We start from the raw sequence: 24,279 nt of genomic DNA on the forward strand, positions 1-24,279 counted from the left end.
TCATGTATCCAATTTTACCAGTTCTAGTAGCATTTTTAGCCAGTATATACGCTGCATATAGTGACCTCAAGGAGGGTATAATCCCCAACAGGTTAACATTCCCACTCATAGGCCTTGGCATACTATTAGATGCCGTTTTCGCCTACCAAATAGGGGATCCAATGTTTTTTGTCTATGCACTGATATTCACTGGTATGATCTTCCTGGTCTGTTATATTTTTTGGAGGTTAGGTGCCTGGGCCGGTGGTGATGTTAAATTATTCACCGGCCTTGCCGCGCTTTTACCATTCCAACCAGCACTGATAAGATATTCCATCATGGGAGTGTCATTTCCCATCATAGCATCCTATCCATTCCCCCTTACCCTGATAATCAACAGCATATTAGGTATACTCCCATTCCTTATAGTATTCGTCTTTTACATAACATTCAAATATAAAAGGCACCTCTTAGAAGAGCTTCTAGAACCTATAAGAGAATACAAAACTTCTCTAATCCTCGCCCTCGTCATAACATCGGCCATAACATTAACCTTGGTGATCACATCCATCCTATCATTGCAGATCATCATATTAGCCTTTATAATCATCTACATCATAACTATGATGATATCCAAGTTGCCCATGAAACCAAAGATCCTACTAGTATCTGCAATAACATTATACAGCATATACCAGAATCCAAAGTTGACAATAACAGGTATAGTAACATTATGGGCTTCAATAATCATCCTACAAGTTATAAGGAAACTCCTAGGGAAAGTGGCCAAGGAAGCGCTCCAAGACGAAATAACGGTAAAAGACCTTAAAGAGGGCATGATACTAGCCCACAAACTCTACAAAAAAAATGGCAAATATTATTTCGATGAAAAAAAGCTTCTGGGAAAAGATCAAAGAAGCCGCAAAGACAGGCAACCCCAGAGCCTATCCCCAGGGAAACCAGTATTAACATCCATGGCCGCAGGCCTCTCAAAAGATGATATAAAACTTCTAGTTGAACTAGCAGAAAAAGGCGAAATCCCAGAGAAGATCAGGACAAAAAAGGGCGTTCCATTCGCCCCAGCCATATCCGTGGGCTTAATAATCTCCCTACTCATAGGAGACCTTCCAATGTTACTCTTAAAAATCCTAACCATAACAAGAACCGCTCCGTAGAAAAGTGTAAACTTTTTAAGGGACTGGAATATTCTCTTAAAGACACTGAAGATGTTGAAGTCCACTCGAAAGTCAGCCAATAACCAGAACTCGGAAGCCCACCCCATCAGAATTAATACTCTACAAAAAAATTTACAAGTAGGTGGAACATAAAATAATATACCCCTTAATAAAAGAAATAAAGGTTAGTGATATTTATGGATGATAAAGGCCAGGTTTCATTTGAGTACCTTATGTTAATCCTCGTGGCCATACTCATACTTGGAACTGTAACCATACCATTGGTTGGCAGGGCGATAGATGCTAGTAATGATGTCTCAAGAGCATCAGATGCGAAGGTTGCAGTTGAGAGTATTGCAAACGCTGCTGATATTGTATACGCGAATGGCCCCGGCGCCAAGAGGACAATAACATTCTATATACCCCAAGATGGGATAATAGGATTCAACAATGGGGTAATATACTTTGATGTGACATTAAGCAATGGAACTACCCGGCGCATAAACGCCCCCACAGAATATGGTAATATTACAATGACTCCCACAAGCTTAACTAGGGGTTGGCATAAAGCCGTTATCAGCTGGCCAAACAAGAGTAATAATATACTGATCACGGTCTCATAGGGGGGGATTTGGCAATGGGGTTTTTCTCGAAGCTGGGTGAGATAGTCATAACACTTTTTAACCTACTAGGCACCCTAATCCTAGAACTTGTAAAACTCCCAAAGAAGATAAAATCCGAGGATATCCTTGAGAAGATTTCCAGGATAAAATATGAGGCCAGGACGCTTAAAAGTCCAAAGGTTAAGGGGATAAGAGGGGAAGGTGAGGATTCGCCCGTTGAAACTGTCTCCTCTGGAATAGGTGCGAGTTTTGACCCCTCTGAGAAGGAGAATACTGTTTTAAGGCTTCAGGTGGCCGCGGCTGGGTTCATTATAACATCAATATTATATGCTTTTAATATAATCCCACTTCTCATATTCTTGATGGTGGGGGTGCTCCTCATCATCCTAATAATTTATATCCTATATTATAGGGTTAGGCTAATGTATCCTCAGGATTTCAATGCCTATAGAGACTTCTTCTTGATGTATATTGCAGTGGGCTTTCTAGTTATTATAGTTGCAAATAATCCCCTCATATATAGCTTGTTCTCTTTCATGTTATTACCCTCTCTGGGTGTGCTGATTTTCGCATTGATTGCTGTTGCAACCATATTCATAGTATTCCGGATAAGATACCACAGAGAGTATACATTCGGTGAGGTTATAGAGGCTGGTGAAAACACCTCACAAGTAAGAGTAGACTATGATATAAGATCAAATGTGAAACCAGATATTTACATCGTAGAAAACAACAAATTCAAGGTCAAAGAACATGACATAGTAAAATTAGCAATTGAAAGCTCATGGGGTGGTAACAAGCCCAAAAAGATAATAGGAAAAAAATAACAGAGATTCACAAGGCAGCCTTCAGCAGGACATTTAACTATTCACACCCCCAGTTTATGATGATTAGCACCATCCCCACACAGAAAATCCCCCCAACACATGACCATAAAACCCCAACCTGGAGAAAATCATATAAAAGATAAAAGATAAAAAAATTACCCATACGAGGGATAGTATGGATGATGGGGGTGTTTTATCTACAGATTTTCTTTTAGCCACATTAATTTCACTGATAATAATATCAGCACTTGTTGGTTTTGCTAACACGAGCATAGACACTGCTAAAAGCACCGAATTCTCCAAGGCCAAGATGGTCGGTGAAACCGTGGCCAGATCCATAAACATGGTATATACCCAAGGACCAGGAGACGAACTAAACATAACACTACCGGGCGATTTCAACTACAATATAACCATTAAGAATATAAATGGTAAAGCCGCCGTCGTGGTCAATTACAATAACAGAGAATCCATATCCTACCTAATCTTTAATACGAATAAAATAAATGAAATTCCCATGCTACCTAATAAAACTTACAATATACGCAACGAGGATAATAGCATCATCATAGTAGAGGTTAAATGATGAAGGATAATAGGGGGCAAATCTCGGCCGAATTCGTCCTATTAACAGGGATAATACTAATCATAGCATTAGTGATAGCCTCCCATACCGGTAATAGCCTAGAAGTTGATAAGGTGATATCCGCCGCGAAAACAGGAACAATAGAAGCTACAAACGACCTCGCATATAATGGAACTGGTAACGTTATAAGATTCCAGAATATAACCTTCCAGGATGGTAAAATCAACATCACAGTATATAGTAAGAGAAGCCTAACAGCCAATGAAATAGCTTATATTAAACAGAAGGTCCTAGAGGCCATAGGGGAAAGCCTAGGTAAACCAGTAACAGATAATACCGTGAAGGGCAGATACACTTATACTGTAGAGGTGGTGAATGTCACATGAACGAGGAGGGTTTCATATTCACCATTGACAGCATCCTAATGCTAATCCCGGTCTTCATAATACTCGCCACAGTAGCCAGTATCAGCCTAGAAACACCCCACGAAGCCCCATATTATAATGCCCAGGATGCAATGCAATTATTGATCCTATTAGGGGAGAAATCAACTGATACTAATCTGATGACAGTGGCAGAGAACATAAGCCGAGGGAATATAAATGGGGCTAAGGCTGCCGCCCAAAACGATCTGAAACCAATACTTGACAGTTTCAGGATGAACTATAACCTAACATACTATAATAATAACACGGGAACCTACGAAACATTAATAAATAGGGGGACAATGCCAGTTGATGGGGGCATATCCTCAGCTACTAGAAGCTATGGTGGTGTCACCTTCAGACTCTACATGTGGTGAAAAGGCGATGGATGAAAAAGGATATGTACTATCAGAGGTTGGAATGCTACTGCTAATACCACTTATGATAATGATCCCCATCGCACTCTCCCTACAAGAGGAGGGTTCACAAATCCCAACCACATTCACAAAATCCGATGTAGTATTCAGGACCTTCGAAAGCATACGAAACGACATAGAACAGAAGGCTATAAGATTCTCTGATAATATCTACAATAAAACATACAAGTATAACGAGTCCCAGCTCTTCGCCGAGGACCTCAAAAACCTTAACAATAATATAAGTGGGGATATTTACGAGGATGCCTATGCTGGTGTCGTAGATTCCGTGAAAGTGGAAGCTAACAATTATCCAAAAACCCGTGACCTAACCAATGAATCTGGTTATATTCCCCTAACCAATGGCATCCAAATAATTTATAATTATGAAAACACCACCATAACAAACAATACAATCTACTATAAGTATAGGATAACTATAACTGTCAATGTGACGATAGATGTGATTAAGGCAAATGCCAGACACAAAGAAACTTGCGAATATTCCTTCGGGAGTCTGATATTTATCAACACAGCCACAAACAATAATACAACAGCCGAGGAGAATATTAGAACATTCTTTAATAATTTAGGGTCCAAGTTAGGATGATAAGAATGGATGATAAAGGCATGATATTCACAACCGACGTGCTACTATCCCTAATCATAGTAACCGTGGTATTAGGGATGATCACAGACCAGATGGATATCCTCTCATATAAGATGGAGGATTTCACAGGCAGAAAAAGCCTGGAGAGGACTGTGAATGATGCTGCAGATTACCTGATCAAATCCCCGGGAGAACCACAACATTGGGAGAGGGAAACACACCCCAGTAGTAATACTCTCCCAGGTCTTGCGGTTATTGATAGAGGACGGCCAGTGCCCAATTTTTTACTTCACAAGAAAGTAGCGGGGCTTAAGTATAATCCAGGACTTTTAAGGAATCTTGTTAACACTGACAACTATTACTTGGTCATGACAAGAGCCAACGACTCTCAGATCATAGTGGAGATTGGGGACAACTCATCAATGCCAAATGCTAAAGAAGTGGCAGTTGCAAATAGAAGTTGTATGTTAGTACCAGGGGAGGCCATTTTTTCCATGATAGATATAATGCACATTAACCCAGCCCATCCCCGCGAAAATACCACATTTCTATGGTATTCTAAGGCAGGGAACCCACCAATATATGTGGGCCCCGGGAATGTTACAACAAGCTCTGACCCAAGTTCAAGCTTTAATGTCACCTACCAAGATCTTGAAACATATGATTATTATATAAGAATAGATGCGAATACAGGGGTTAGAAGTGCCGATTATGGGTTCACAGACGGGGACGCTGTTGTAAACGGCACCTACGGAGACTTTGAGGATAAAAAAAGGCGAGATGCTATAAACGATGAGTTAGATCGTATTTATGGCCAGCCCGGATGGTTGAAGATCAGAGATCTTAGTGTGGGCGCATTCATACCCGTTGATGACAATCTCAAAAAAGTTTTAGATAAGGGCGGTGGCCCTGACATGAAATTATGGCTTCAGGTAAAATCCAATCCAAACGCAGATTTTGATATAACCCTTGTAAGGGTATTTCATGGTCAAGGATATAACAAGATCCCAGTCAAGCTCATACTCTATATATGGGAATAGTTCACCCTTCAGCTGGGAAACCCCCCAATGTGTGGCTGGCTGATACCCTAGGGTTTATTCCAAGCTCTTGAAAAAAATCTCTAATGTAGAGTTTAGAGGTTCCCTAAAAGGATAATATTATTTTCCAGGATACTAGTGGATCTCATCCCCTACCCCTTGTGATAATTTTTATAAGAGATCATGAAAAAATTAAACCTTGCTCATCAGCGAGTTGAAACCACAAAAGATTGGAGAATGGTGCCATGGATGTCATCGTAACCATACTAATGCTCATACTATTCATAATACTCTTAGTTTTTGTATTCTCTGTTGGGCTTATGACGCCAGTTATTGGTAAAAGGAACATATTCTTCGTGATATTCATAGGCTTCATGGTCGGTGTTATCGGAGGCACATTTTTCATCCTACCAGTATACGATAATATACCGCAGATTGCCAGGGGCTTCTATGAGAGCCTATCTAGTAGCCCCGAGACAGTCTATGTTGACCTTTCACATGATATTAATATTGCGGAATTCACCAGGGACGTGAAAAACATTGAAGGCGTTGAAGATGTTAAAGTGGAATACGGCCTCCTAAAAACTGATAATTTCACCAGCGAACGTGGAGAATTAATAGAGAAGGGCATACCATTCATAGACTCCAACGTAACATATTGTAGTGTGGATCCCCGCGGGACTATCATATTCAAGGTTAAAGGTGGCGACCCACAGGCCACTATCGACCGAATATCCGACTGGCTTATAATAACCAGTGAAATTTATACAAAATATAGTATAATACGTGTGTCCATCCACACCCATGCAAATAAGATTGAAAATCTACGCGAGTATCTCTCATCCAAGGGCATTGCAATAGCCTCCATTGAAGGCCCAGTAGAGGAGAATATTAAAGGTTTCAGGGCTTCCATGCCACCCAAATCAGCCGTGGTGGTCTCCTGCGGCTTCATCGGGATGTTAGCCGGACTTGCAGGCATATTCATAGATAGTATCATGGCCTTCCTATCCGCCATCAAAAGAAAACTGGGGAGATAATAGATTGGATGCTGCTGTACTCTATTCTGGTGGTAAAGATAGTACAATGGCCCTTTACAAGGCCATGGAACATGACAATGTAAAATATCTAGTATCCATGGTCTCAGATAACCCATATTCTTACATGTTCCATGTCCCCAATATAAGGTGGACGCGTTTATCCTCCAAGGCCATTAGCATACCATTACTTGAAGGTCCGACAACCGGAATAAAAGAAGAAGAACTCAAGGACCTTAAAAGAATCCTAAAAGTGCTCAGGGAACGGGGAGTCAAAATATTATACTCTGGTGCTATTGCCTCCAGTTACCAGCGCTCGAGGGTTGAAAAGCTCTGCCAGGAGGTTGGACTCGTCTCAAAAACGCCCCTATGGCACGTGGACCCGATAGAATACATGACGGAAATCATAGATTTAGGCTTTAAGGTTATAGTGACTGCAGTCGCAGCCGAAGGCCTTGACAGTTCATGGCTTGGACGCCAGATAGACCAGAAGATGCTCAACGAGTTAAAAGATTTAAATAGAAGGTATGGTGTCCACCCAGCATTTGAAGGTGGTGAAGCGGAAACATTCGTCCTTGACGGGCCAATATTCAAAAAGAGGATCAAAATCTTAAAGGCTGAAAAGAGATGGTCCCAGGATAGTGGTGTATTAGAAATAAAGGATGCCATCCTCGTGGATAAGGACTAGTCAGATTCTTCCTCGATTCTGGGTGCTAACCAGTCTATAACCTCCTTCAGGTTCTCTGCCATGATCTCTACTCTTATATCACCTAGGGGTGACATCTCATCTTCTAGTATGTTAACCTTCCCTATGAAGGCGGCCTGCTTATTAAGGTAGAATATTGTCCTATTACCTGTAATGTTCTCATATAATACTTTTCTTGCTGTTGAACGTATCCTCCTCTTCTCCAGGGATTCTCTAAGCTCCTCTAGGACTTCAATCCCGCCTTCGCCCTGGATTGAATCCTCTGCTTCTTTAATTTTCACCTTTGGGAATATGTTAAGTACACTTTCCAGCACCCTCCGGGGGTTTTCCGTCGCCTTTATCTGGGTTTTGACTCTAACTTCACACTCCATAAAAAACCCAACCTTTTTCAACAGTCAAACTTTTTTTAGTATCCTTTTTGCGTTTTCTTTGAATTTATGGAGGGGCCCCTCATTTATTATGAGGTAATCTGATGTTGCTATAACATCTCCAAGGCCGAATCCTAATTCCCTCTGGTCTCTTTCTAGGAACTTTTGGTAATCTTTTGTATCGTCTTTTCTCCCCCTCCTCTGGAGACGTTTGAATCTTGTCCTCCTGGTGGAGAATATTGATATTATCCTGAATCCCCTGTAGTGTTTTTTGAATATTTCAACCTCGTAGGGGCTTCTTATACCCTCTATTAGTATCTTCTCCCCTTTAGTATTTTCTATTTTGGGGATGCATTTTTCCGCTATTATATATTCTCCGTGTTCCCTCCTTAATTTGACCGCCGTCTCCCCGGGATCTTCACCCCTTTTCCTCGCCTCTTCCCTTATGATGTCCCCCATCCGTATTATATGGTAGCCCATTTCCCCTGCAATACTTGATACCACTCCTTTACCCGATCCAGGCATCCCAGCCAATCCTATAATCTTCATATAGTCTCTCCCTAAAGTTTTCGCATCCTTTGAAGGTCTATTAGACGGAGCATATCCTCCAGGTTCTTTTTATTGTCAAATCCTTCTAGGATCTTTTTTAGTTCATCCCTTTTGCAACCCTTTAATTTTTTCACATACCTTATAAGGAGGGGTATAGCCCTTACTATGTTATCTGTGATGCTAATATCCGCCTTCCGGGATGTTCTCGACAGTGGGTTGAGGTCCACTGTTATGATGGTTTTACCAGCCCTTTTAAGCATCTCGGCCCGGTCACCATCCTCTAGGGGTACTAGGACAACATCCGCAGTGTATATGCCCCTTGGACTCGCCGTGGCCCTCGGACTCTTTATACCCTTAAGGTGTTTGAGCTTTTCCCGATCCGTTCCAAGGACTTCCCTGGCCCCTGCTCTTTTGAGTATCTCTTCTATGAGTTTAACCCTCTGGGGTGTTCTATGGAATAAGTTTATCTCTATCTTCGCATCTAATAGTCTTGCGAGTTCAACTATCCCCTCTGAGATGAGAGCGGCCGTATTACCATTCACTGACAATACCGGGTCCTCGGCCAGTAATAGTAGTGCAGCGGCTGCTTTAATAGCCCGGAGTGCTGGTCTTCTCGTTTTTTCCCCTATAAGGTAATCGAAGGCTTCTCCCCTCCCATGGGCTATGATACCAGCATCTGCGAGCACCCCTTTATGGTAGGCTTCTAGGATCTTTTCCCGCAACTTCAATGACCTATAACGTGGATGCCCCTTCTCAACCATGAAAATAGATTCTCAAAACTTACTATAAAATAATTACCCCCACACACAGATATACGATTATTAGGGGGATAGAACCAGACTATTATCAGAGGTGATATTATTGGCAGAGGAAATTGAAATTAAAAAGAAGAAACCCAAAGGTAGATGGGGAGTCTACCTCGGCGGGATATTCATACTCATCGGCGCCGTATGGCTCCTCGTCGCCCTAGGGATAATACCAGGAGCCTACTTGCGTTTTTGGCCACAGGTCCTTTTGATAATCATAGGGATACTCATACTAATCAAATCGTTGGGGTAGATTAGAATGTTTGATTTAATGAGGCGTTTATCAGAAGCCAATGGCATATCAGGTTTTGAAGATGAGATAAGAGAGATAATAAAAGATGAACTAAATGGACAAGTGGATAATATAGAAGAGGACAACCTTGGAAACCTTATAATAACCAGAGAAGGCGACCCCGAGGCTCCCAGTATAATGTTAGCAGCTCACATGGATGAGATAGGCCTCATGGTACGCTACATTGACAAGAAAGGTTTCATAAAGTTTTCAAAGATCGGTGGGATAAACGATCAGATGCTACTCAACCAACCAGTAGAAATCCATGGAAAAAAGGGTCCAATAGCAGGGGTCATAGGTTCAAAGCCTCCGCATAGGATGAAACCAAAGGAGAGAAAAAAGATTACAAGTTATGAGAAGATGTTCATAGACATAGGAGCGGCCTCAAAAGAAGACGCGGAAAAACTCATAAGAATTGGAGACCCCATAACCTTTAAAGTCCCATTCAAGGAACTCCCAAACAGCCTATTCACTGGTAAAGCCCTTGACAATAGAATAGGCTGCCTCATACTAATAGAGGTTTTAAAGGCGGCTGAATCCAAGGCAACAATATATGGTGTTGGGACGGTCCAAGAAGAAGTGGGCCTCAAGGGTGCGAGGACATCAGCATTCAAATTAAACCCTGACATGGCCCTGGCACTTGATGTTACAATAGCAGGGGATCATCCAGGCATGGAAGAAGAGGATGCTCCAGCCAAACTCGGCCACGGACCGGCAATAATCTTAACCGATGCAAGTGGTAAGGGTATAATAACCCACAAAAGGATCAGAGATTGGCTTCTTTCAACCGCAAAGGAAGAGGACATACCCATACAATTAGAAGTTAGTGAGGGTGGTACAACAGATGCCACAGCAATACATTTAACCCGCGCGGGTATACCAGCAGGTGTTGTCTCAGTACCCACAAGGTATATTCACACGCCTGTAAGTGTTGCGAGCATGGATGATATTAAAAATTGTGTTAAGCTCATCCTAAAGGCCCTTGAACGCCTATAGCCTATTCATATTTTACCTTTTCTATTATTTCGATCCCGTTTTCACCTATCCTATAAGGTACAAAGTCGATTGGGGTTCTTGTACTACGCATCTTAACGATATCCATGACCCTTTCCCTTCTACCAGTGTAAGGATTCTCCCTCTTTATAAGGTTTATAGCACCATAAACTGAGAATAATGCTATCTCATTAAATTCCCTGGCCGTTGCACTATCAAGTATTATCAGACTTGTTATATTCCTCTTCTTCAATTCATATACGAAGAAGTCAAACCTATTCCTGAACTCATAGGGTGTTAAATTGCCAGTGTGACTCCCGAGATTGTCTATGATAAGCACTCTAGTATCGGGTGGAACCGCCTCTAGGAGCCTTCCAATGTCCTCGTTCATTGATTCGATGCCGATCTTCATCTCAGCCTCTGTAACTATGGCCCTGGTAGCGGCTAGGCTCATTATCTCTAGTCTACCATCCTCGATTAATGGTCTTATATCCCAGCCGAAGGAGTTGCATTGGAAATTAAGGTCGCTCTCATCCTCTTCTGTGGTGATATATACTGTCCCAAGACCATCCTGTGCACTTTTTATAGCGAATTGCAAACCCATTATCGTTTTACCAGAACCAGCCCCCCCTGTTATGAGTATGCTGCGACCTACTGGGAATCCCCCCAATATCTCATCCAAGTCTTCTATACCTGTACTTATCCTCTGAAATTTTTCAAATTCTCCCAATTCAAATGCCTCCCCATACTTTTATTATATGTGGAATTCGAATTCGAGTTTTTCCCTTTTAGATGTTTGCACTACCTTCCCTTTGAGTTTTGTCCATGTGAAGCTTCTCAAGAGTATTGTTCTGAACATGAGTGAAAACATGGGATTTATCCTCATATGGTCACTCCAAGGGAATGTTACGAATTCGAATTTGTAATAGTCATCTTCTATTATTCTTGTTTTTATTCCAAGGTTTTTGAGGAATGACTCCAACCATGATATATAGGCTTTGAAGATTTTCTTAGGATTTTCTATTTTCCCTGTTCTGATCTGGGATAATAGGCCCTTTCTTTTCATATGTTCATTGAATGAGGGTTTGAGGTTTTTTTCGAATTTGTCCCCGAAATTTTTTATTATACTATTCCTAAGCTGTGGGGGGACTATTGATGCAAATACTGGTATGGCTGATAGGAGGAAACCATATAGTTCTCTTCTTGTTTTTTTCCCTGATCAACTTTAATCTTCTTTCATCAGCTTCCACCTTTGCTGTTATATCATATCCTATAACCTGTATAAAATTTTCCCCATTTTTTATAGTGGTGGCATAAAACTCAAGGTAGTGTTCTTTCCCGTTCTTGTCTTTTATTTTCACCTTTACCGGATCATCCAGGCGGTCCTTGAATGGTTTTATAAGTTCATCCATGAGCTTCTCAGATTCTCCCCCGCTGATAATACCCATCTCTTCGAGGATCCTAACATGCCTCTTATAAAATTTTTTCCTTGGGAACCCTGTAACCCTTTCAAAAGCGTTATTAAGGAGCACAATCCTCCCAGTCCTATCCAAGAGCATGATTAGATCCGGTGAAGACTCTACTAGTTTACGGTACCTTTTCTCGCTTATCCTAAGCTTTGAATCCATCAAATGCTTGTATGTGGCTACTTCAATTACACTCTGAAATTCCCTATCATCGAATGGCTTTATAAGATAACCGAATGGTTCTGTCAGCTTAGCCCTTTTAAGGGTTTCTTTATCAGCGTGGGCTGTGAGATACACTACTGGAATATCATACTCCCTCTTTATTATCTCCGCAGCTTCTATACCATCCACTTCACCCTTTAGGACTATATCCATGAGGACTAGGTCCGGTTTCTTCTCCCTAGTAAGTTCTAGGGCTTCCTCCCCTGAACTTGCTATACCCACAACCTCATAGCCTAACAATTCAGCCCTATGTTTAATGTCAAGGGCTACTATGCTCTCATCTTCAACCACTAACAACTTTATGGCCAATCCCACCCGCCTCCGGCGAGTTTATATAGTTAGTTTGAATATTTTCACTGGTAGATTACCATAGACTATAGGTGTTTCACTCCATTCATAGTCTAATTTTGTAGCTGTACTTTTTAGGATTTTCTCATGGGGTGTTAAGAGTGTTATACTCCCATTTTCTGTGAGGATATCCTTCGCGGTCTTGAGGAAGTTATGATAAAGTTTCTTGATCTTAGATTTTCTCCCGATCCTGATCCCATATGGTGGGTTTGTCACGATAGTATCGGCTTCTTTAACATGCTGATCTAGATGCTCCGCGTCACCTTGTATGACCTTGATGAAGTCTATCCCAAGTTTTGATAGCGTTTCCCGGCAACCCTTAACGTGTTTCCCGAACTTTTCAACGCCTAAAATTTTAAGTTTAGGGTTGAATGGGAGTTCTCCACCTTCTCTAACCCGACCCGGGGGGATGTCACTCCCCACGAGGGCTGCTTCGACCAGTATTGTACCACTACCACACATGGGATCTACAAGTATCTTCTCCGGCCTCCAATCCGATATTCTGATGAGCGCAGCCGCTATCGTCGGGTTGAGTGGTGCTGGGTGCTGGTATACTCTGTAGCCCCTCCTATGCAGGCCCTTATCCCCTGTGGTGTCAACGCCCACCAGTAGAAGGTCATGGATTAATTCGACCCTGATTATGTTATCGGGGGAGTCCAGGTTTACTTTGAGGCGTTTTTTAGCGGAGGATTGGTAGCTTTCTATGATCGCGTCACCAGCAACCCTTGCAATGTCCATGGAGTTGAAGTCGTGTACGCCCACTCTTTTTGATCTTACAGCGAAACTTTCATTTGGTTTTATAAATGAAAAATCAATGTCTTTAATCTCCTTGTAGATATCCTCGAGTCCTGTGACCTTCACGGATTTGAGTAGTACTATGATCCTTTCACAGGTTCGCATATGATAATTTAAGCTGCTGATCAACCTTTCATCACACTTAAAATAGACTCTACCATTACCATATTTTTGTAGTTTACCCCCGAGTTCTCGGATTTCTTCTGCTGTTACCCTTTCCAATCCCCTGTGTGTTGTAGCATATACCTGCATCTTCTTTTCTAGTCTCCTGACTTGAGGAAGATATATATAATATATGCTATTATGAGGATCACTATCACTGGCAGTAACCATATGAGCACATAGAAGACTATGACTGCAAGTATCACCGCCACTATCAAATATATAATATCTCGTACTTCCATAATTACCCATCTAGGGGCTTATATAATTTAACTTTTTTGGCGGGAACCCCCCATGGGGATGAAAGCCGAAAAACATTTATGGTTATGTAGAGACATAAGTTGATAAACATGCGATATGATTTCTGGTATCATTTTGGCCACCTTTTAATATGTGGGGGGGAGCGAGGAAGTGCTCGGCTGCAAATTTCGTCTTTACCCATCCAAAACCAAACCCGGGGCTGTGACAGTCCTTTGAGCCCTGTTGAGACAAGACCACTACTCAGCATCCCCCCTGCTTTAGCTGGGCAGGTCTCGTCGTTGAAACAGGAAGCCCCCTCCCATCATGGAGGGGGTAGTTCACTAGTTTCCCCTTGGGAGTGGGAATATGATATTCATTGTGAACAATTATGGACAATACAATCATAGGATCCATCGGACGCTACGATACCTTAATATACCCTCAAAGATGATACCAAATACCATCCCAGTTGACACCCTCCTAGAATATGAGCCCACCGGGATCATAATAGGTGGGGGACCTTCATTAGAGGAGGCTGGGAATTCCATAGAATATATAAAGAAGATTAGGGTGCCCATACTTGGCATATGCCTTGGACATCAGCTCATGGCCCTAGCATTCAATGGTACTGTTGGCAGTGCAAAATCCGAGGAATACGCCCAGATAGAAATAGAAATACTAGACGAAGACGATATATTCAAGGGCCTCGGACCTCATATGAGTGTATGGGCTTCGCACAAGGATGAAGTTAAAATCTTACCAGAAAACTTTAAAGTCCTTGCAAGGTCAAGTATATGTGAGATAGAAGCCATGAAACATGTTAGAAGGCCACTTTATGGTGTGCAGTTTCATCCTGAGGTTCATCACACACCAGAGGGTCCTAGGATATTCGAAAACTTCTATAGTGTATGTGAAGGTGTAGAATAATGTTCAAACCATCAGATTTCATAAAAAAGGCAGTAGAGGATATAAAAGAGCGTGTAGGTGATGGTAGGGCTATAATAGCCCTATCAGGTGGTGTTGACAGTTCAGTTGCGTCCGTACTCGCTAGTAAGGCTATAGGTGATAGGCTAGTAGCAGTATTCGTGGATCATGGCCTCCTAAGGGAGGGTGAAGTAGATTATGTCAAGGAAACTTTCAGCGACCGCCTTAACCTACGTTTCATCGACGCATCAGACAGGTTCCTAGAAGAACTCAGAGGCGTAACAGACCCCGAGGAAAAGCGCAGGATAATCGGCAGAGTATTCATAGAAGTATTCGAGGAGGTTGCCGGGGAAATAGGCGCAGAATACCTCGTCCAGGGGACGATAGCGCCTGATTGGATTGAAAGTGAGGGTAAGATCAAATCACACCATAACGTAACCCTACCACATGGCCTCGTCCTGAAGATAGTTGAACCCCTAAGGGAACTCTACAAGGATGAAGTCCGCATACTCGCCAGGGAACTTGGCCTCCCAGATAAGATAATCAAGAGACAACCATTCCCAGGTCCCGGGCTTGCAGTTAGGATAATAGGGGAGATAACCCCTGAGAAGATTAGAATATGTAGAAGGGCTAATGCTATAGTGGAGGAGGAGATAATAGCCGCGGGATTAGATGAAATACTCTGGCAATACTTCGCAGTACTCACTGATACAATGGTCACAGGCGTTAAAGGGGACATAAGAGATTTTGGCTATCTTGTAGTTTTAAGGATGGTGGAATCAATAGACGCCATGACAGCAAGGGTACCCGAACTACCATGGGACATCATAAGGAGGATATCCAAGCGCATAACAGCTGAGATACCCGAGGTGACACATGTAGCCCTCTCAGTGAGTGATAAGCCGCCAAGCACCATAGAATTCGCATAATAAGAACTCTACTTTTTTTATTATCATAATTGTTATATTATGGTACCCCCCATATGATAATCAATGATGAAATTTAGCACGCCACTGCCAGGGGACGCAGAATCCCTCAAAGAAATCATAAAAGAATTAAAAGGGAGCATACATGAAGTTTACATGGCAGGCCCATCAGAGTACATGGGCAGCGGCCGGGCAACACTACATTCACCGCTCCTAGAAGACATTGGAAGACAAGCATCCTATGCACACCGACACAATATCAAATTCAAACTCATCCTAAATTCCTCATGCCTGGCAGGGCAACACTTAACCTCCAATGGCTATAACATATTCAGAAAGTACCTAGAAGAATTAGAGACGCTAAACGTGGACACAGTCATAGTCTCAGACCCCTACCTAGTGGAGATGATATCAAAGGAACTACAGGACCTAAAAGTGGGAGTATCATGCATAGCCCACGTAGACTCACCCCAAAGGGCCAAATTCTTCGAAGAACTAGGAGCTGATGAGATAACAGTTGACACGAACATAAACAGACACTTCAACCTATTAGAGGCTATAAGAGAAGCCACAACATGTGAACTTAAAGTTATAGCCAATGAAGCATGCCTCTACAAATGCCCATTCCGTTACTCACACTTCAACCTATTCTCACATATCACAGCCTCACCCCAAATAGCCATCATGGGAGACTATTATTTTGAAAAGTGCATTTCACTCCGGGTCAGGGACCCCACCCTCATAATAAGATCACCCTGGATAAGACCAGAAGACATCCACGAATATGAGAAGATAGGCATAGACATAATAAAAATTTCCGGCAGAGCAAACACCACCCACTGGATAATAAACACCATGAAAAGCTACCTCAAAGGACACCACAAGGGCAACCTCCTAGAATTATTGGATTGCCCAAACGAATTAAGGGACCACTTCCACATACCAAACGAGAAACTCGAAGGTGCCATAAGACAATGGAAAACCTGCAAAAAATCATGCCATAAATGTAATTTCTGTGAAAACCTCGCAAAGGAATTAATCCTTAAAAGAAGGGACCTATAATGAACAAAACCCTGAATGAATTGTCCCATGCAAGGGACAAAATCGAGGACACCCTCCAAGAACTGAGTGGGAGGGCAATATTCGTCCCCGAGGTGAAAATATTCAACATGGCATGCGGCTGCAGGGGATTGCTCGCAGACATCAGGGGCCTTGAAACAGAAGAAGCAGAGGTCTTCCACAAAAAAATAACAAAAACCCTAAAGGATATCCTAGGAAGGTTAGGCCTCAAGGCAGACATGATATACGCGAGGAACTTCCCAGGAACCTATATGGTCGTTGGGATAACCGCCAGAAGATTCTGTGGAAGATGCAAAAGAGAACTTGGAAGTATAACATCACGCCCAGACATAATAATCCTCAAATAATCGTTACTAGAGCAGCCTTGAGAGTATCAATGCAACCTCCTCAAGCAAGCCCTTGTCAAGTTCGTCAAAGGCAGCAGGCCTCTTACTGTCAACATCAAGAACTCCAAGGATCCTATCATCCCCTTTTATAGGGACTACTATCTCAGATTTAACACTCTCATTACACTGAAGATAATCATCATCAGATAAAACATCATCAACAATAGATGCCCTACCAGTCCTAGCAACCCTCCCACATATCCCCCGCTCTAGGGGTATCCTAACATGTGGCGTGACAGGACCCCTATATGGGCCTAATACAAGCTCATCACCCTCTAATATGTATATTCCAACCCAGTCAAAGTAGGGTATACTCGAAAGTAATCCTATTATCTCCTCAATGGACAGATCGGCTCTAAGTTTCCCCCGCACCCTCCCTATTATCTTCTCCTTATTAGAGTTCATACGATGATTATATTAGGGTAAAGTTTTTATAAAATTTTTCTAATGATAAAATCAAAGTATCTATACCTTCAAAAACTTACACGGAACATTAGACTGAAATCATCAAACTTTGAGAAAGAAATCGAAGGATCCACACCCCCATCAGTTTTCATCGGAAGCTACAATTATCCAAAAGTTTATGCAGGACCCCTTGTAACAACCGATAACAGCGAAGTTCAACTCATGGATTTACCAGAAGAATGGATACCACAAGGTAAAAGTATCCAAGATATCATAGGATATCGCCTCAACCTCGTAAGGGGAAAACAGAGAGTCCATGTCAAAGACTTCAACAACAAACTAGTGGAAAAACTCCAAGAGATAACACTCGCTAAATCCCCCGTTGACAGCGAAGCCCTATTTTCATATAAACCGAGGGGAGTGCAATTTTTCAATGATGAACATCCACCACACGGGCCTAGCGCCCCAATAGAATATTTCCAAGTTGATAATATAAGGTGGGATCGTCACCTTGAAAAGGCCTACTATGATACCGACCTTAAAGCATCTGATGCAATATACAACCTCTATAAGGTGGGGGTGCCATTCTCCACTATACAGAAGAGCCTATCAGTGGGGGCTTTAGGCGTTGAGGAAAGACGCAGGCTCGTGCCCACCCGCTGGTCCATAACAGCCTGCGACAGCATACTAGCAGACAAACTCCTTAAAAGAATCCAAACCTATGAGACCATCGACTACTACAGAGTACATGAATTTGAAAGTTTTAAAAACAAGTATATAATAATATTAACACCTACAAGATGGCAATACGAGTGGATAGAAGTTTTCCTTGGCGTTATCGGATCGGAAAAGCTTATATTCTCAGATTATGAAGTTGGAGGTTCAAAAAGGGGATACTCAAGGGTTGGCGGCTGTTATTACAGTTCAAAGATGGCTGTGCTTGACGCCCTCGACCGTGAAAAGAAACAGGCCGGTGCAATAGTATTAAGGGAAGCATACAAGGGATACATTCCACTGGGAGTGTTCAATGTACGCGAGAATGTGAAAAATGCCATGAGCCAAAACCCCAAGGAATTCAACACTCTCAATAGCATGTTAAAGTACATTAAAAGCCGCTTAAACCTCGAACTCGACGAGTATATGAGGGAAAGCCACCTCCTCAGAGAGACCAGTAGACAGACAAGCCTCGACGAATTCACACAGAAGGGGAGAAGCCCTTGAACCTCAAATTTAGAAGACCATCAAAGGTCGCTATGAAAGCTCTCTGCAAAATCGCCATGGAACCATCCAAGGCAAAGAAGACCCTACAAGAGACTGAAAAAAGAATATTAGAACTAACAGGACATAGAATGGCTAAACTCGTGAATAGTGGGAACGCCGCCCTATTAACTGTTATGAGCAGACTACCCCCACCCTTCCTCATACCCGATCAAGGTGGTTGGCGCGGTTTCAAACAAATCCCAAGGTTCCTCAATAAAGAAACGATAACACTAAAAACTCGCCTTGGGATTATAGAACCCGGAGAACTCGAAAACACAATCAAGGAGGAGGGGGTCTCTGCGCTCTTTTTAACAAGTTTCGCCGGTTACACTGCTGAACAGCCAATCAAGGAAATCCATGACATCTGCTCCGAGAATGGTGTGATACTCGTCGAAGACGCCTCAGGGAGCATAGGTGATCCCCTTGGCCATCTCTGTAACAGCAAATACAATGATGTTATAATAGCATCAACAGGATCCCCCAAGATAGTGAATGCCGGTGGCGGAGGCTTCATAGCAACCTCCAACAAGAGAATACTCCAAGACAATCCACTCCTAAGGACCTTGAAGATTGACCCCTATCTACCAGCAGCAATAAACGAGGAACTTAAAATGGCGCCACAAACACTAAAAAAGCTCATTGAAGCCACAGCATACCTCAAAAGGAAATTAAAAAGAGTATACCATCCAAGAAGTAGGGGTGTGAACATAATAATACCCACAGAGGATCCCACCGAGGATGCTAGGAGACTCCGTAGAATCATAAAAGTGGATGGTGGAAACATCTTAACCGTCTGTCCAAGCTATGATCGCTTGAAGAAGAAGGCCATAGCAGTGGAAATAAAAAATTTAGAGATTGAATCCATCACAAAGGACAACCTTGACAATCTGATAAAGCTGATAGAGTCTACGATTCGAGGATGAGCAGGGTTGTGCGCTCCATAAGAGCCCCTGTAACACCTACGAGTTCTATCTCATCCCATGTCAGCTTATAAAGTTTCTTAAGATATTCAGTGTCTGGTTCGAGGACGGTGTCATCCCTCTTAAACATCCTTGATAACATATCTAACTTATCAGAGTCTATCAGGACCGCGCATATTTCCATTGGCCCTTCCCTGAGGCCCACCATCTTAAGGGCTTTGCTTATTTGCCTTGTGGCAGCCGTCCTTAGGCATATTTCCAAGCCAATGTCATTTGCTATGTTCTCCCCCCTCTCGAATGCTTTGATTGCATGTGCTGTGGCGTGTAACACGTGCTCTCTACCAGCCACAGCCCTGGCATCCATTAACTGTACGATACCATCATCTTCCAGCATGCTTAGGGTCTCATTTATATCCTTTACCCGGCCCTTAAATCCTAGGATTTCTATCTCCATTTTTCCTCATTTTTTCATTTGCTAATAGTCGGTTAACTCCAATTATGAATGCCTCTACACTGGCCATTATAATGTCTGGTTGCGTGCTTCTTGCACTTATGATCTTGTCCTTGTACCTGAGCTTTATTATCACGTCGATAAGGGCGTCTGTACCCCCCGTTATAGCATCTACGTGGTACTCCTCCAATTTTATATCCGCAAAATCCTCTAAACTCTTCTTTATAGCTACTATGGCCGCGTCAACAGGTCCCACACCTATACCGGCTTCTAGGATCTCCTTTTCATTTATTCTTAGTTTCACTGATGCTGTTGGCGTCACTTTATTGCCTGATACTACTGTAACCTCCTCAAGGTTCACTATTTTATCCTCCACGATGCCTAGCACGTCCTCTGCTATGGCTTGGAGGTCCACATCTGTTACACACTTGCCCATGTCACCTAGGCTTTTAACCCTCTCAAATATCTGTTGGAACTGCTTTTCATCAACTTTAAAATCGAACTCTTCTAGCTTTTCTTTCAGCGCACTAGTCCCAATATGTTTACCCATTACGAATCTTCTCTCACGACCCACGAGCTCGGGTGTTATGGGCTCATATGTTTCGGCTTTTTTAAGTATGCCATCAACATGTATGCCCGATTCGTGGGCAAATGCATTTTCGCCGACAATGGCCTTGTTGGGTTGGATGTATACTCCTGTGAGTCTTGCTACCATCTTAGAAGTTTCATATAACATTCTTGTATTGATCTTGGTTTTGACATTATAGAGTGAGTGGAGGGCTACTACAATTTCTTCGAGGGCGGCGTTACCTGCTCTTTCACCTATACCATTTACGGTTGCGTGTACTTCACTTGCACCAGCCCTTAGGCCCATAAGTGAATTCGCGACCGCGAGTCCGAAATCGTTGTGGCAGTGGACGCTTAGTGGCGCTTTGAGTTTTGAAAGTTCGCCGTAGAATTCGTAGGCTCTTTCAGGTGTTAGGATTCCTACGGTGTCGCATGCGCAGATTCTCTCGGCCCCTGCACTTATGCTCTCTTCCAATATTCCTTTTAGAAATTGCATGTCGCTTCTTGTAGCGTCTTCAGCTGAGAATTCTACGATCAGCCCATGATCCTTGGCATATTCTACAGATTCTATTGCCTCCTCTTTTACCTGGCTTGGGGGTTTTCGGAGTTTGTCTTTTATATGTAGTTCGGAGGTTGGGACTACCAGGTGTATGCTGTCAACGTCACATTTTATTGCCTCGTCAATATCCCCTCTCAGTGGACGTGCAAAACTGCATATTTCAGCGTCCAGTCCCTCTTCCGCGATCTTTTTCAGAGCCTCCCTTTCGCCTTCGGATGTTATGGCTGATCCGGCTTCGATGATGTCAACACCTAGATCGTCTAATCTTAATGCTATTCTAAGTTTCTCTTCTGGCGTTAATGAGACTCCTGGTGTTTGTTCACCGTCTCTGAGTGTTGTATCTAATATTTTCACTTGCAATGATATGAACCCCCACTTTTTTCCAGTGTATATATGATCCTAGTGAGGCTTTTATGCATTCTTATAGCATGTTTTTCTTTTATTTTGAATTCATCTGTTATATTTTCTAGTTGGAGGTAATGTGGTGTTGCTATGCATATTCTACCATCTTCTTGTAGGTTATATTTTGCAGTTTTGAGGAATTCCCTATAAAGTTTTTCTTGTTTCTCTCCCTGGGTAGAAGCGGATATACCATAGGGTGGGTCGGTTACAATGGCCTTCACCGGCTTTTCAAGTTTAAGACTCCTAGCATCGGCCCTTATAAGCTCATAATCTCTTATACCATAATATTTGAGGTTTTCCTCGGCTCCTTTAATCATCTTAGGGTCTATGTCAGCTCCTATGACCTTCACCCCTATTATACCCGCTTCTATGAGTATGCCCCCGGTTCCGCAGAAGGGGTCTAGTAGTCTTTCCCCCTCTCTGACACCTGAAAGGTTGACCATACACCTGGCAAGTTTCGGGCTCATGGAGCCAGGATAAAAGAATGGTCTTTTATGGGGCTTCGCACTGTTGAAGTGTTTCTTGTCGATCTTATAGAGTCTTTTTGTGATAAATATTTTATCCTTTTCTATGATCAAGCGGATTAGCGTCCTCGGGTTTTCTAGGTTCACCTGAAAGTGTGGGTGGCCCTCCTTTATCATGGCGCCTACCTTTTTTTCTATAATCGGCGAATCTATTGGGATTTTCTCTATCTTCTTTGCCCTGACTGCGAAGTCGCCTTCTATTAACCTTTCCCATGGTATGGATTTTATTGTCTTATCAAGATTCTCGGGTGTGGTTTTTGATATGATCTGGGATATTTCATGTGTATAGGCTAGCCTAGAAAGGGTGGGGATTTTATCTGCTTGGACTTCGAGGGTCATCAACTTGTCTCTGTGATATTTTATCCTGTATTTTGCATTTTCTGCTTCTAGTAGGTTCTTGACTTCACTTGGGGGTAATGTTTTGTGTTCTCCTGAAAGTATCACTGCTATTTCCATATTCTTGTCACCTTTTTCCAGATGAAGGATGGTATCAATGATGCGAAAAGGCCCCTCTTTAAGAATTCCTGTATTAGTGGGGTTTGATCATCCATGTCACCATACGCCATTATGATATCCTTAAGGTTTTTTTCCCTCATTTTTAGGATTATATTATCTAGTTCCTCGTTGTCTAAGAGTTTAAAGGTTCTCTGTACTCTGAGTTGATTTTTGATTTCCCTGTCGTGAATTTCATGGTATCTTTCATGGTATTTCCTGAGTATATTATGATCCCCCTCACTTATAGCCTCTTCTATGGTCTCGGCCGCTATCCTAGCTGCTCTGAAGCCTAATATTAGACCCCCTCCAGTGGTTGGTTTTACTTGGGCTGCTGAGTCGCCTATGAAGATGCACCTGCCCTTGTATAATCTTCTATCAGGGTCTGCTGCTGGTATGTTACCATGGTATCTTTCAAGTGTCCTGAACTGGGATGAAAAACTTTTTATGAACTTGACTAGGAAATCCCAAGATTTTTCAGATTCTGAGAAGAAGCCTATCCTAGCCCTTGTCTCTGATAGGGGTATCCTCCAGAGGAAGCCGGGGCTAATATCCGAGTTGATTTTCAAATCAAGGAATTCAGGATCCATTTTAGTATCCTGGAATTCTATAAGGTATTGTTTTGCCCGGAACCCTCTCTGGCCGGGTTTGAAGCCCATCGCATCAACGATTATGGGAGCTGATAGGGTGCCTGCCCCGTTTATTGTCACCTTGCCCTGATTATGGTCAACCTTTGTCACTTTACTGCCTGTTAAAAGTTCAACTCCATGGGAGACGGCCTCACCTGCCAGGTACTGGTCATAGGATACCCTGTCAATTACATAGGCCTCCACCTTATCCTTAGAGACTTTTAGGGTGTAATCTGATGGTGAGTGTATGATCGCGCCTTTTATCCTGTTTATTATAAACTCATCTGGGAGTATGTTAACCTTTTTTATCTTCCATGACACTAAACCGGCACATTGAAGTGGTAAGCCCACTATCCTCTTCTTTTCAACCAAACCAACTTTAAAGCCCTTTTCTGCTAAGAATCTTGCGAGGGTGGATCCGATTGGACCAGCTCCCAGGACAAGAACATCATAATCCCACATCTGTATCCTCCACTGTTTCTATAATGAGGAGATTATCTTAATCTTTTGAATTTCTTTGAATGCCTTTTAAACACCGAAGCCCCACCTGGGGGCCTATACCCCCTCGAAGCCCTAGTCATGGTCTCATAGTCTCCTGAAATTAACTGATTTATCAGCTGATCTATCCTCTCCGGGTTGGGCGCATTTTTCAAGACTATGGGAGTGTGTTCATGGCCTCCGAATATTTGAATATCCCCAGCCGATACCAGACGTTCTAATAGGCTCTGGGAAAATACCACATCAACTATCTTATCATAGTATATGTATGAAGTTTCCCTCCGAAGCAAACCCTTTTCTATGACAACTCGCTGGTCAGTTAAAATATACTTCGTAAATCTCCAGGATATGAGATCTATTATCGACTTTACAATCAATATTAATATGAGGATTAGGAATATCCATGTTACTATCTGTACAAGTGGCAACCTAACAGCAGATGCTATAGAATATTCAAATCTTGCAGCAGCCTCCATAGCGAATGGTAAAAGATAAAATAATATCACAACCACCATAAGGTTTAAGATTATGGAGCCTGAATAAAGGAATAGGCGAGGATGAGTACTATAGATGATCTTTTCACCAGATTTCATGGTC

The 24,279-nt window shown here is 42.5% G+C and carries 32 protein-coding genes; 18 read left to right on the forward strand and 14 right to left on the reverse strand.

Annotation, left to right across the window (positions count from 1 at the left end; genetic code table 11):
* Nucleotides 1–2 precede the first annotated feature (2 nt).
* The 10 genes from MTTB_RS03870 (at nucleotide 3) to MTTB_RS03915 (ending at nucleotide 7,400) form a co-directional block, all read left to right on the forward strand.
* A complete protein-coding gene (locus MTTB_RS03870; protein ID WP_248565188.1) occupies nucleotides 3–1,154 on the forward strand; it encodes an A24 family peptidase C-terminal domain-containing protein in 1,152 nt (383 codons plus the stop codon).
* A gap of 197 nt (nucleotides 1,155–1,351) precedes the next feature.
* Nucleotides 1,352–1,777 carry a class III signal peptide-containing protein gene (locus tag MTTB_RS03875; protein ID WP_248565189.1) on the forward strand — a complete coding sequence of 142 codons (426 nt, stop codon included), beginning with the start codon at nucleotides 1,352–1,354 and terminating at the stop codon, nucleotides 1,775–1,777.
* A 14-nt stretch (nucleotides 1,778–1,791) separates the two neighbouring features.
* On the forward strand, nucleotides 1,792–2,604 hold the full coding sequence (locus MTTB_RS03880) for a DUF2101 family protein (protein WP_248565190.1): 813 nt from the start codon (nucleotides 1,792–1,794) through the stop codon (nucleotides 2,602–2,604).
* 175 nt (nucleotides 2,605–2,779) lie between these two features.
* Entirely contained in the window at nucleotides 2,780–3,190 is a 411-nt protein-coding gene (locus tag MTTB_RS03885; protein WP_248565191.1) for a hypothetical protein, read from the forward strand.
* Nucleotides 3,187–3,576 (forward strand): class III signal peptide-containing protein, encoded by a 390-nt coding sequence (locus tag MTTB_RS03890; RefSeq protein WP_248565192.1) that lies wholly within the window; start codon nucleotides 3,187–3,189, stop codon nucleotides 3,574–3,576. The genes MTTB_RS03885 and MTTB_RS03890 overlap by 4 nt, the downstream gene beginning before the upstream one ends.
* Complete coding sequence (locus MTTB_RS03895; protein WP_248565193.1) at nucleotides 3,573–3,992, forward strand: hypothetical protein; 420 nt, start codon at nucleotides 3,573–3,575, stop codon at nucleotides 3,990–3,992. The genes MTTB_RS03890 and MTTB_RS03895 overlap by 4 nt, the downstream gene beginning before the upstream one ends.
* 7 nt (nucleotides 3,993–3,999) lie before the next feature.
* Complete coding sequence (locus tag MTTB_RS03900; RefSeq protein ID WP_248565194.1) at nucleotides 4,000–4,641, forward strand: hypothetical protein; 642 nt, start codon at nucleotides 4,000–4,002, stop codon at nucleotides 4,639–4,641.
* 5 nt (nucleotides 4,642–4,646) lie between these two features.
* A complete protein-coding gene (locus tag MTTB_RS03905) occupies nucleotides 4,647–5,681 on the forward strand; it encodes a hypothetical protein (RefSeq protein WP_248565195.1) in 1,035 nt (344 codons plus the stop codon).
* Nucleotides 5,682–5,923: 242 nt separating this feature from the next.
* A complete protein-coding gene (locus tag MTTB_RS03910; protein WP_248565196.1) occupies nucleotides 5,924–6,715 on the forward strand; it encodes a hypothetical protein in 792 nt (263 codons plus the stop codon).
* Nucleotides 6,716–6,719: 4 nt separating this feature from the next.
* Nucleotides 6,720–7,400: a diphthine--ammonia ligase gene (locus tag MTTB_RS03915; RefSeq protein WP_248565197.1), complete on the forward strand. Its 681-nt coding sequence runs from the start codon at nucleotides 6,720–6,722 to the stop codon at nucleotides 7,398–7,400.
* On the opposite strand, the gene MTTB_RS03920 is transcribed toward MTTB_RS03915, so the two are convergent.
* Genes MTTB_RS03920 through MTTB_RS03930 form a run of 3 tightly spaced genes read right to left on the reverse strand, consistent with a single transcriptional unit; the run spans nucleotide 7,397 to nucleotide 9,096 of the window.
* The gene (locus MTTB_RS03920) at nucleotides 7,397–7,789 is read right to left on the reverse strand and encodes an RNA-binding domain-containing protein (protein ID WP_248565198.1); all 393 of its coding nucleotides are present in this window, start codon (nucleotides 7,787–7,789) and stop codon (nucleotides 7,397–7,399) included. The genes MTTB_RS03915 and MTTB_RS03920 overlap by 4 nt on opposite strands.
* 24 nt (nucleotides 7,790–7,813) lie before the next feature.
* A complete protein-coding gene (locus MTTB_RS03925) occupies nucleotides 7,814–8,335 on the reverse strand; it encodes an AAA family ATPase (protein ID WP_248565199.1) in 522 nt (173 codons plus the stop codon).
* An 11-nt stretch (nucleotides 8,336–8,346) separates the two neighbouring features.
* Entirely contained in the window at nucleotides 8,347–9,096 is a 750-nt protein-coding gene (locus tag MTTB_RS03930; RefSeq protein ID WP_248565200.1) for a 4-phosphopantoate--beta-alanine ligase, read from the reverse strand.
* A gap of 100 nt (nucleotides 9,097–9,196) precedes the next feature.
* Between MTTB_RS03930 and MTTB_RS03935 the strand changes: the two genes are divergently transcribed.
* Nucleotides 9,197–9,394 carry a hypothetical protein gene (locus MTTB_RS03935; RefSeq protein ID WP_248565201.1) on the forward strand — a complete coding sequence of 66 codons (198 nt, stop codon included), beginning with the start codon at nucleotides 9,197–9,199 and terminating at the stop codon, nucleotides 9,392–9,394.
* A 6-nt stretch (nucleotides 9,395–9,400) separates the two neighbouring features.
* On the forward strand, nucleotides 9,401–10,429 hold the full coding sequence (locus tag MTTB_RS03940) for a M42 family metallopeptidase (protein ID WP_248565202.1): 1,029 nt from the start codon (nucleotides 9,401–9,403) through the stop codon (nucleotides 10,427–10,429).
* 1 nt (nucleotide 10,430) lies between these two features.
* On the opposite strand, the gene MTTB_RS03945 is transcribed toward MTTB_RS03940, so the two are convergent.
* Genes MTTB_RS03945 through MTTB_RS03965 form a run of 5 tightly spaced genes read right to left on the reverse strand, consistent with a single transcriptional unit; the run spans nucleotide 10,431 to nucleotide 13,661 of the window.
* Nucleotides 10,431–11,156, reverse strand: coding sequence for an ATPase domain-containing protein (locus tag MTTB_RS03945; RefSeq protein ID WP_248565203.1), 726 nt, complete (start codon nucleotides 11,154–11,156; stop codon nucleotides 10,431–10,433).
* A 24-nt stretch (nucleotides 11,157–11,180) separates the two neighbouring features.
* Nucleotides 11,181–11,597: a methanogen output domain 1-containing protein gene (locus MTTB_RS03950; protein WP_345894023.1), complete on the reverse strand. Its 417-nt coding sequence runs from the start codon at nucleotides 11,595–11,597 to the stop codon at nucleotides 11,181–11,183.
* Nucleotides 11,560–12,405, reverse strand: coding sequence for an ATP-binding response regulator (locus MTTB_RS03955; protein WP_248565272.1), 846 nt, complete (start codon nucleotides 12,403–12,405; stop codon nucleotides 11,560–11,562). The genes MTTB_RS03950 and MTTB_RS03955 overlap by 38 nt, the downstream gene beginning before the upstream one ends.
* A gap of 39 nt (nucleotides 12,406–12,444) precedes the next feature.
* Nucleotides 12,445–13,509: a tRNA (guanine(6)-N2)-methyltransferase gene (gene trm14 / locus MTTB_RS03960; RefSeq protein ID WP_282570388.1), complete on the reverse strand. Its 1,065-nt coding sequence runs from the start codon at nucleotides 13,507–13,509 to the stop codon at nucleotides 12,445–12,447.
* Between the two features lie 8 nt (nucleotides 13,510–13,517).
* Complete coding sequence (locus MTTB_RS03965) at nucleotides 13,518–13,661, reverse strand: hypothetical protein (protein ID WP_248565205.1); 144 nt, start codon at nucleotides 13,659–13,661, stop codon at nucleotides 13,518–13,520.
* A 364-nt stretch (nucleotides 13,662–14,025) separates the two neighbouring features.
* Here MTTB_RS03965 and MTTB_RS03970 point away from each other — a divergent pair, with 364 nt between their 5' ends.
* The 4 genes from MTTB_RS03970 (at nucleotide 14,026) to MTTB_RS03985 (ending at nucleotide 16,936) form a co-directional block, all read left to right on the forward strand.
* The gene (locus MTTB_RS03970) at nucleotides 14,026–14,586 is read left to right on the forward strand and encodes a GMP synthase subunit A (protein ID WP_248565206.1); all 561 of its coding nucleotides are present in this window, start codon (nucleotides 14,026–14,028) and stop codon (nucleotides 14,584–14,586) included.
* Nucleotides 14,586–15,512: a glutamine-hydrolyzing GMP synthase gene (guaA, locus tag MTTB_RS03975; protein WP_248565207.1), complete on the forward strand. Its 927-nt coding sequence runs from the start codon at nucleotides 14,586–14,588 to the stop codon at nucleotides 15,510–15,512. The genes MTTB_RS03970 and guaA overlap by 1 nt, the downstream gene beginning before the upstream one ends.
* Before the next feature lie 63 nt (nucleotides 15,513–15,575).
* The gene (locus MTTB_RS03980) at nucleotides 15,576–16,571 is read left to right on the forward strand and encodes a peptidase U32 family protein (protein ID WP_248565208.1); all 996 of its coding nucleotides are present in this window, start codon (nucleotides 15,576–15,578) and stop codon (nucleotides 16,569–16,571) included.
* Nucleotides 16,571–16,936, forward strand: coding sequence for a DUF5402 family protein (locus MTTB_RS03985; RefSeq protein WP_248565209.1), 366 nt, complete (start codon nucleotides 16,571–16,573; stop codon nucleotides 16,934–16,936). Before MTTB_RS03980 ends, MTTB_RS03985 begins: the two co-directional genes overlap by 1 nt.
* 6 nt (nucleotides 16,937–16,942) lie before the next feature.
* On the opposite strand, the gene MTTB_RS03990 is transcribed toward MTTB_RS03985, so the two are convergent.
* Nucleotides 16,943–17,347, reverse strand: coding sequence for a GAF domain-containing protein (locus MTTB_RS03990; RefSeq protein WP_248565210.1), 405 nt, complete (start codon nucleotides 17,345–17,347; stop codon nucleotides 16,943–16,945).
* 75 nt (nucleotides 17,348–17,422) lie between these two features.
* Here MTTB_RS03990 and MTTB_RS03995 point away from each other — a divergent pair, with 75 nt between their 5' ends.
* Nucleotides 17,423–18,601, forward strand: a complete 1,179-nt coding sequence (locus tag MTTB_RS03995) for an Nre family DNA repair protein (protein ID WP_248565211.1) — start codon at nucleotides 17,423–17,425, stop codon at nucleotides 18,599–18,601.
* On the forward strand, nucleotides 18,598–19,563 hold the full coding sequence (locus MTTB_RS04000; protein WP_248565212.1) for a DegT/DnrJ/EryC1/StrS family aminotransferase: 966 nt from the start codon (nucleotides 18,598–18,600) through the stop codon (nucleotides 19,561–19,563). Before MTTB_RS03995 ends, MTTB_RS04000 begins: the two co-directional genes overlap by 4 nt.
* Here MTTB_RS04000 and cgi121 read toward each other — a convergent pair.
* Genes cgi121 through MTTB_RS04025 form a run of 5 tightly spaced genes read right to left on the reverse strand, consistent with a single transcriptional unit; the run spans nucleotide 19,547 to nucleotide 24,275 of the window.
* The gene (gene cgi121 / locus MTTB_RS04005) at nucleotides 19,547–20,014 is read right to left on the reverse strand and encodes a KEOPS complex subunit Cgi121 (RefSeq protein ID WP_248565213.1); all 468 of its coding nucleotides are present in this window, start codon (nucleotides 20,012–20,014) and stop codon (nucleotides 19,547–19,549) included. The genes MTTB_RS04000 and cgi121 overlap by 17 nt on opposite strands.
* On the reverse strand, nucleotides 19,989–21,497 hold the full coding sequence (locus tag MTTB_RS04010; RefSeq protein ID WP_248565214.1) for a 2-isopropylmalate synthase: 1,509 nt from the start codon (nucleotides 21,495–21,497) through the stop codon (nucleotides 19,989–19,991). The genes cgi121 and MTTB_RS04010 overlap by 26 nt, the downstream gene beginning before the upstream one ends.
* On the reverse strand, nucleotides 21,488–22,519 hold the full coding sequence (locus MTTB_RS04015; RefSeq protein ID WP_248565215.1) for a TIGR01177 family methyltransferase: 1,032 nt from the start codon (nucleotides 22,517–22,519) through the stop codon (nucleotides 21,488–21,490). Before MTTB_RS04015 ends, MTTB_RS04010 begins: the two co-directional genes overlap by 10 nt.
* A complete protein-coding gene (locus tag MTTB_RS04020) occupies nucleotides 22,510–23,646 on the reverse strand; it encodes a geranylgeranyl reductase family protein (protein WP_248565216.1) in 1,137 nt (378 codons plus the stop codon). The genes MTTB_RS04015 and MTTB_RS04020 overlap by 10 nt, the downstream gene beginning before the upstream one ends.
* Nucleotides 23,647–23,678: 32 nt before the next feature.
* The gene (locus MTTB_RS04025) at nucleotides 23,679–24,275 is read right to left on the reverse strand and encodes a PH domain-containing protein (protein ID WP_248565217.1); all 597 of its coding nucleotides are present in this window, start codon (nucleotides 24,273–24,275) and stop codon (nucleotides 23,679–23,681) included.
* Between the last annotated feature and the right edge of the window lie 4 nt (nucleotides 24,276–24,279).

Origin of the sequence: Methanothermobacter tenebrarum, from assembly GCF_023167465.1 — an archaeon.
Taxonomy (GTDB): Archaea; Methanobacteriota; Methanobacteria; order Methanobacteriales; family DSM-23052; genus Methanothermobacter_A; species Methanothermobacter_A tenebrarum.

What these genes read in the sequence shown, in the direction of transcription:
- MTTB_RS04015 (WP_248565215.1), bottom strand. Translation starts at nt 22,519, where the DNA reads ATGGAAATAGCAGTGATACTTTCAGGAGAACACAAAACATTACCCCCA.
- cgi121 (WP_248565213.1), bottom strand. Translation starts at nt 20,014, where the DNA reads ATGGAGATAGAAATCCTAGGATTTAAGGGCCGGGTAAAGGATATAAAT.
- MTTB_RS03905 (WP_248565195.1), top strand. Translation starts at nt 4,647, where the DNA reads ATGGATGATAAAGGCATGATATTCACAACCGACGTGCTACTATCCCTA.
- MTTB_RS03895 (WP_248565193.1), top strand. Translation starts at nt 3,573, where the DNA reads ATGAACGAGGAGGGTTTCATATTCACCATTGACAGCATCCTAATGCTA.
- MTTB_RS03940 (WP_248565202.1), top strand. Translation starts at nt 9,401, where the DNA reads ATGTTTGATTTAATGAGGCGTTTATCAGAAGCCAATGGCATATCAGGT.
- MTTB_RS03930 (WP_248565200.1), bottom strand. Translation starts at nt 9,096, where the DNA reads ATGGTTGAGAAGGGGCATCCACGTTATAGGTCATTGAAGTTGCGGGAA.
- MTTB_RS03985 (WP_248565209.1), top strand. Translation starts at nt 16,571, where the DNA reads ATGAACAAAACCCTGAATGAATTGTCCCATGCAAGGGACAAAATCGAG.
- MTTB_RS03995 (WP_248565211.1), top strand. Translation starts at nt 17,423, where the DNA reads ATGATAAAATCAAAGTATCTATACCTTCAAAAACTTACACGGAACATT.
- trm14 (WP_282570388.1), bottom strand. Translation starts at nt 13,509, where the DNA reads ATGCAGGTATATGCTACAACACACAGGGGATTGGAAAGGGTAACAGCA.
- MTTB_RS03875 (WP_248565189.1), top strand. Translation starts at nt 1,352, where the DNA reads ATGGATGATAAAGGCCAGGTTTCATTTGAGTACCTTATGTTAATCCTC.
- MTTB_RS04025 (WP_248565217.1), bottom strand. Translation starts at nt 24,275, where the DNA reads ATGAAATCTGGTGAAAAGATCATCTATAGTACTCATCCTCGCCTATTC.
- MTTB_RS03880 (WP_248565190.1), top strand. Translation starts at nt 1,792, where the DNA reads ATGGGGTTTTTCTCGAAGCTGGGTGAGATAGTCATAACACTTTTTAAC.
- MTTB_RS03965 (WP_248565205.1), bottom strand. Translation starts at nt 13,661, where the DNA reads ATGGAAGTACGAGATATTATATATTTGATAGTGGCGGTGATACTTGCA.
- MTTB_RS03870 (WP_248565188.1), top strand. Translation starts at nt 3, where the DNA reads ATGTATCCAATTTTACCAGTTCTAGTAGCATTTTTAGCCAGTATATAC.
- MTTB_RS03910 (WP_248565196.1), top strand. Translation starts at nt 5,924, where the DNA reads ATGGATGTCATCGTAACCATACTAATGCTCATACTATTCATAATACTC.
- MTTB_RS03890 (WP_248565192.1), top strand. Translation starts at nt 3,187, where the DNA reads ATGATGAAGGATAATAGGGGGCAAATCTCGGCCGAATTCGTCCTATTA.
- MTTB_RS03900 (WP_248565194.1), top strand. Translation starts at nt 4,000, where the DNA reads ATGGATGAAAAAGGATATGTACTATCAGAGGTTGGAATGCTACTGCTA.
- MTTB_RS04020 (WP_248565216.1), bottom strand. Translation starts at nt 23,646, where the DNA reads ATGTGGGATTATGATGTTCTTGTCCTGGGAGCTGGTCCAATCGGATCC.
- MTTB_RS03980 (WP_248565208.1), top strand. Translation starts at nt 15,576, where the DNA reads ATGATGAAATTTAGCACGCCACTGCCAGGGGACGCAGAATCCCTCAAA.
- MTTB_RS03925 (WP_248565199.1), bottom strand. Translation starts at nt 8,335, where the DNA reads ATGAAGATTATAGGATTGGCTGGGATGCCTGGATCGGGTAAAGGAGTG.
- guaA (WP_248565207.1), top strand. Translation starts at nt 14,586, where the DNA reads ATGTTCAAACCATCAGATTTCATAAAAAAGGCAGTAGAGGATATAAAA.
- MTTB_RS03970 (WP_248565206.1), top strand. Translation starts at nt 14,026, where the DNA reads ATGATATTCATTGTGAACAATTATGGACAATACAATCATAGGATCCAT.
- MTTB_RS03885 (WP_248565191.1), top strand. Translation starts at nt 2,780, where the DNA reads ATGGATGATGGGGGTGTTTTATCTACAGATTTTCTTTTAGCCACATTA.
- MTTB_RS03920 (WP_248565198.1), bottom strand. Translation starts at nt 7,789, where the DNA reads ATGGAGTGTGAAGTTAGAGTCAAAACCCAGATAAAGGCGACGGAAAAC.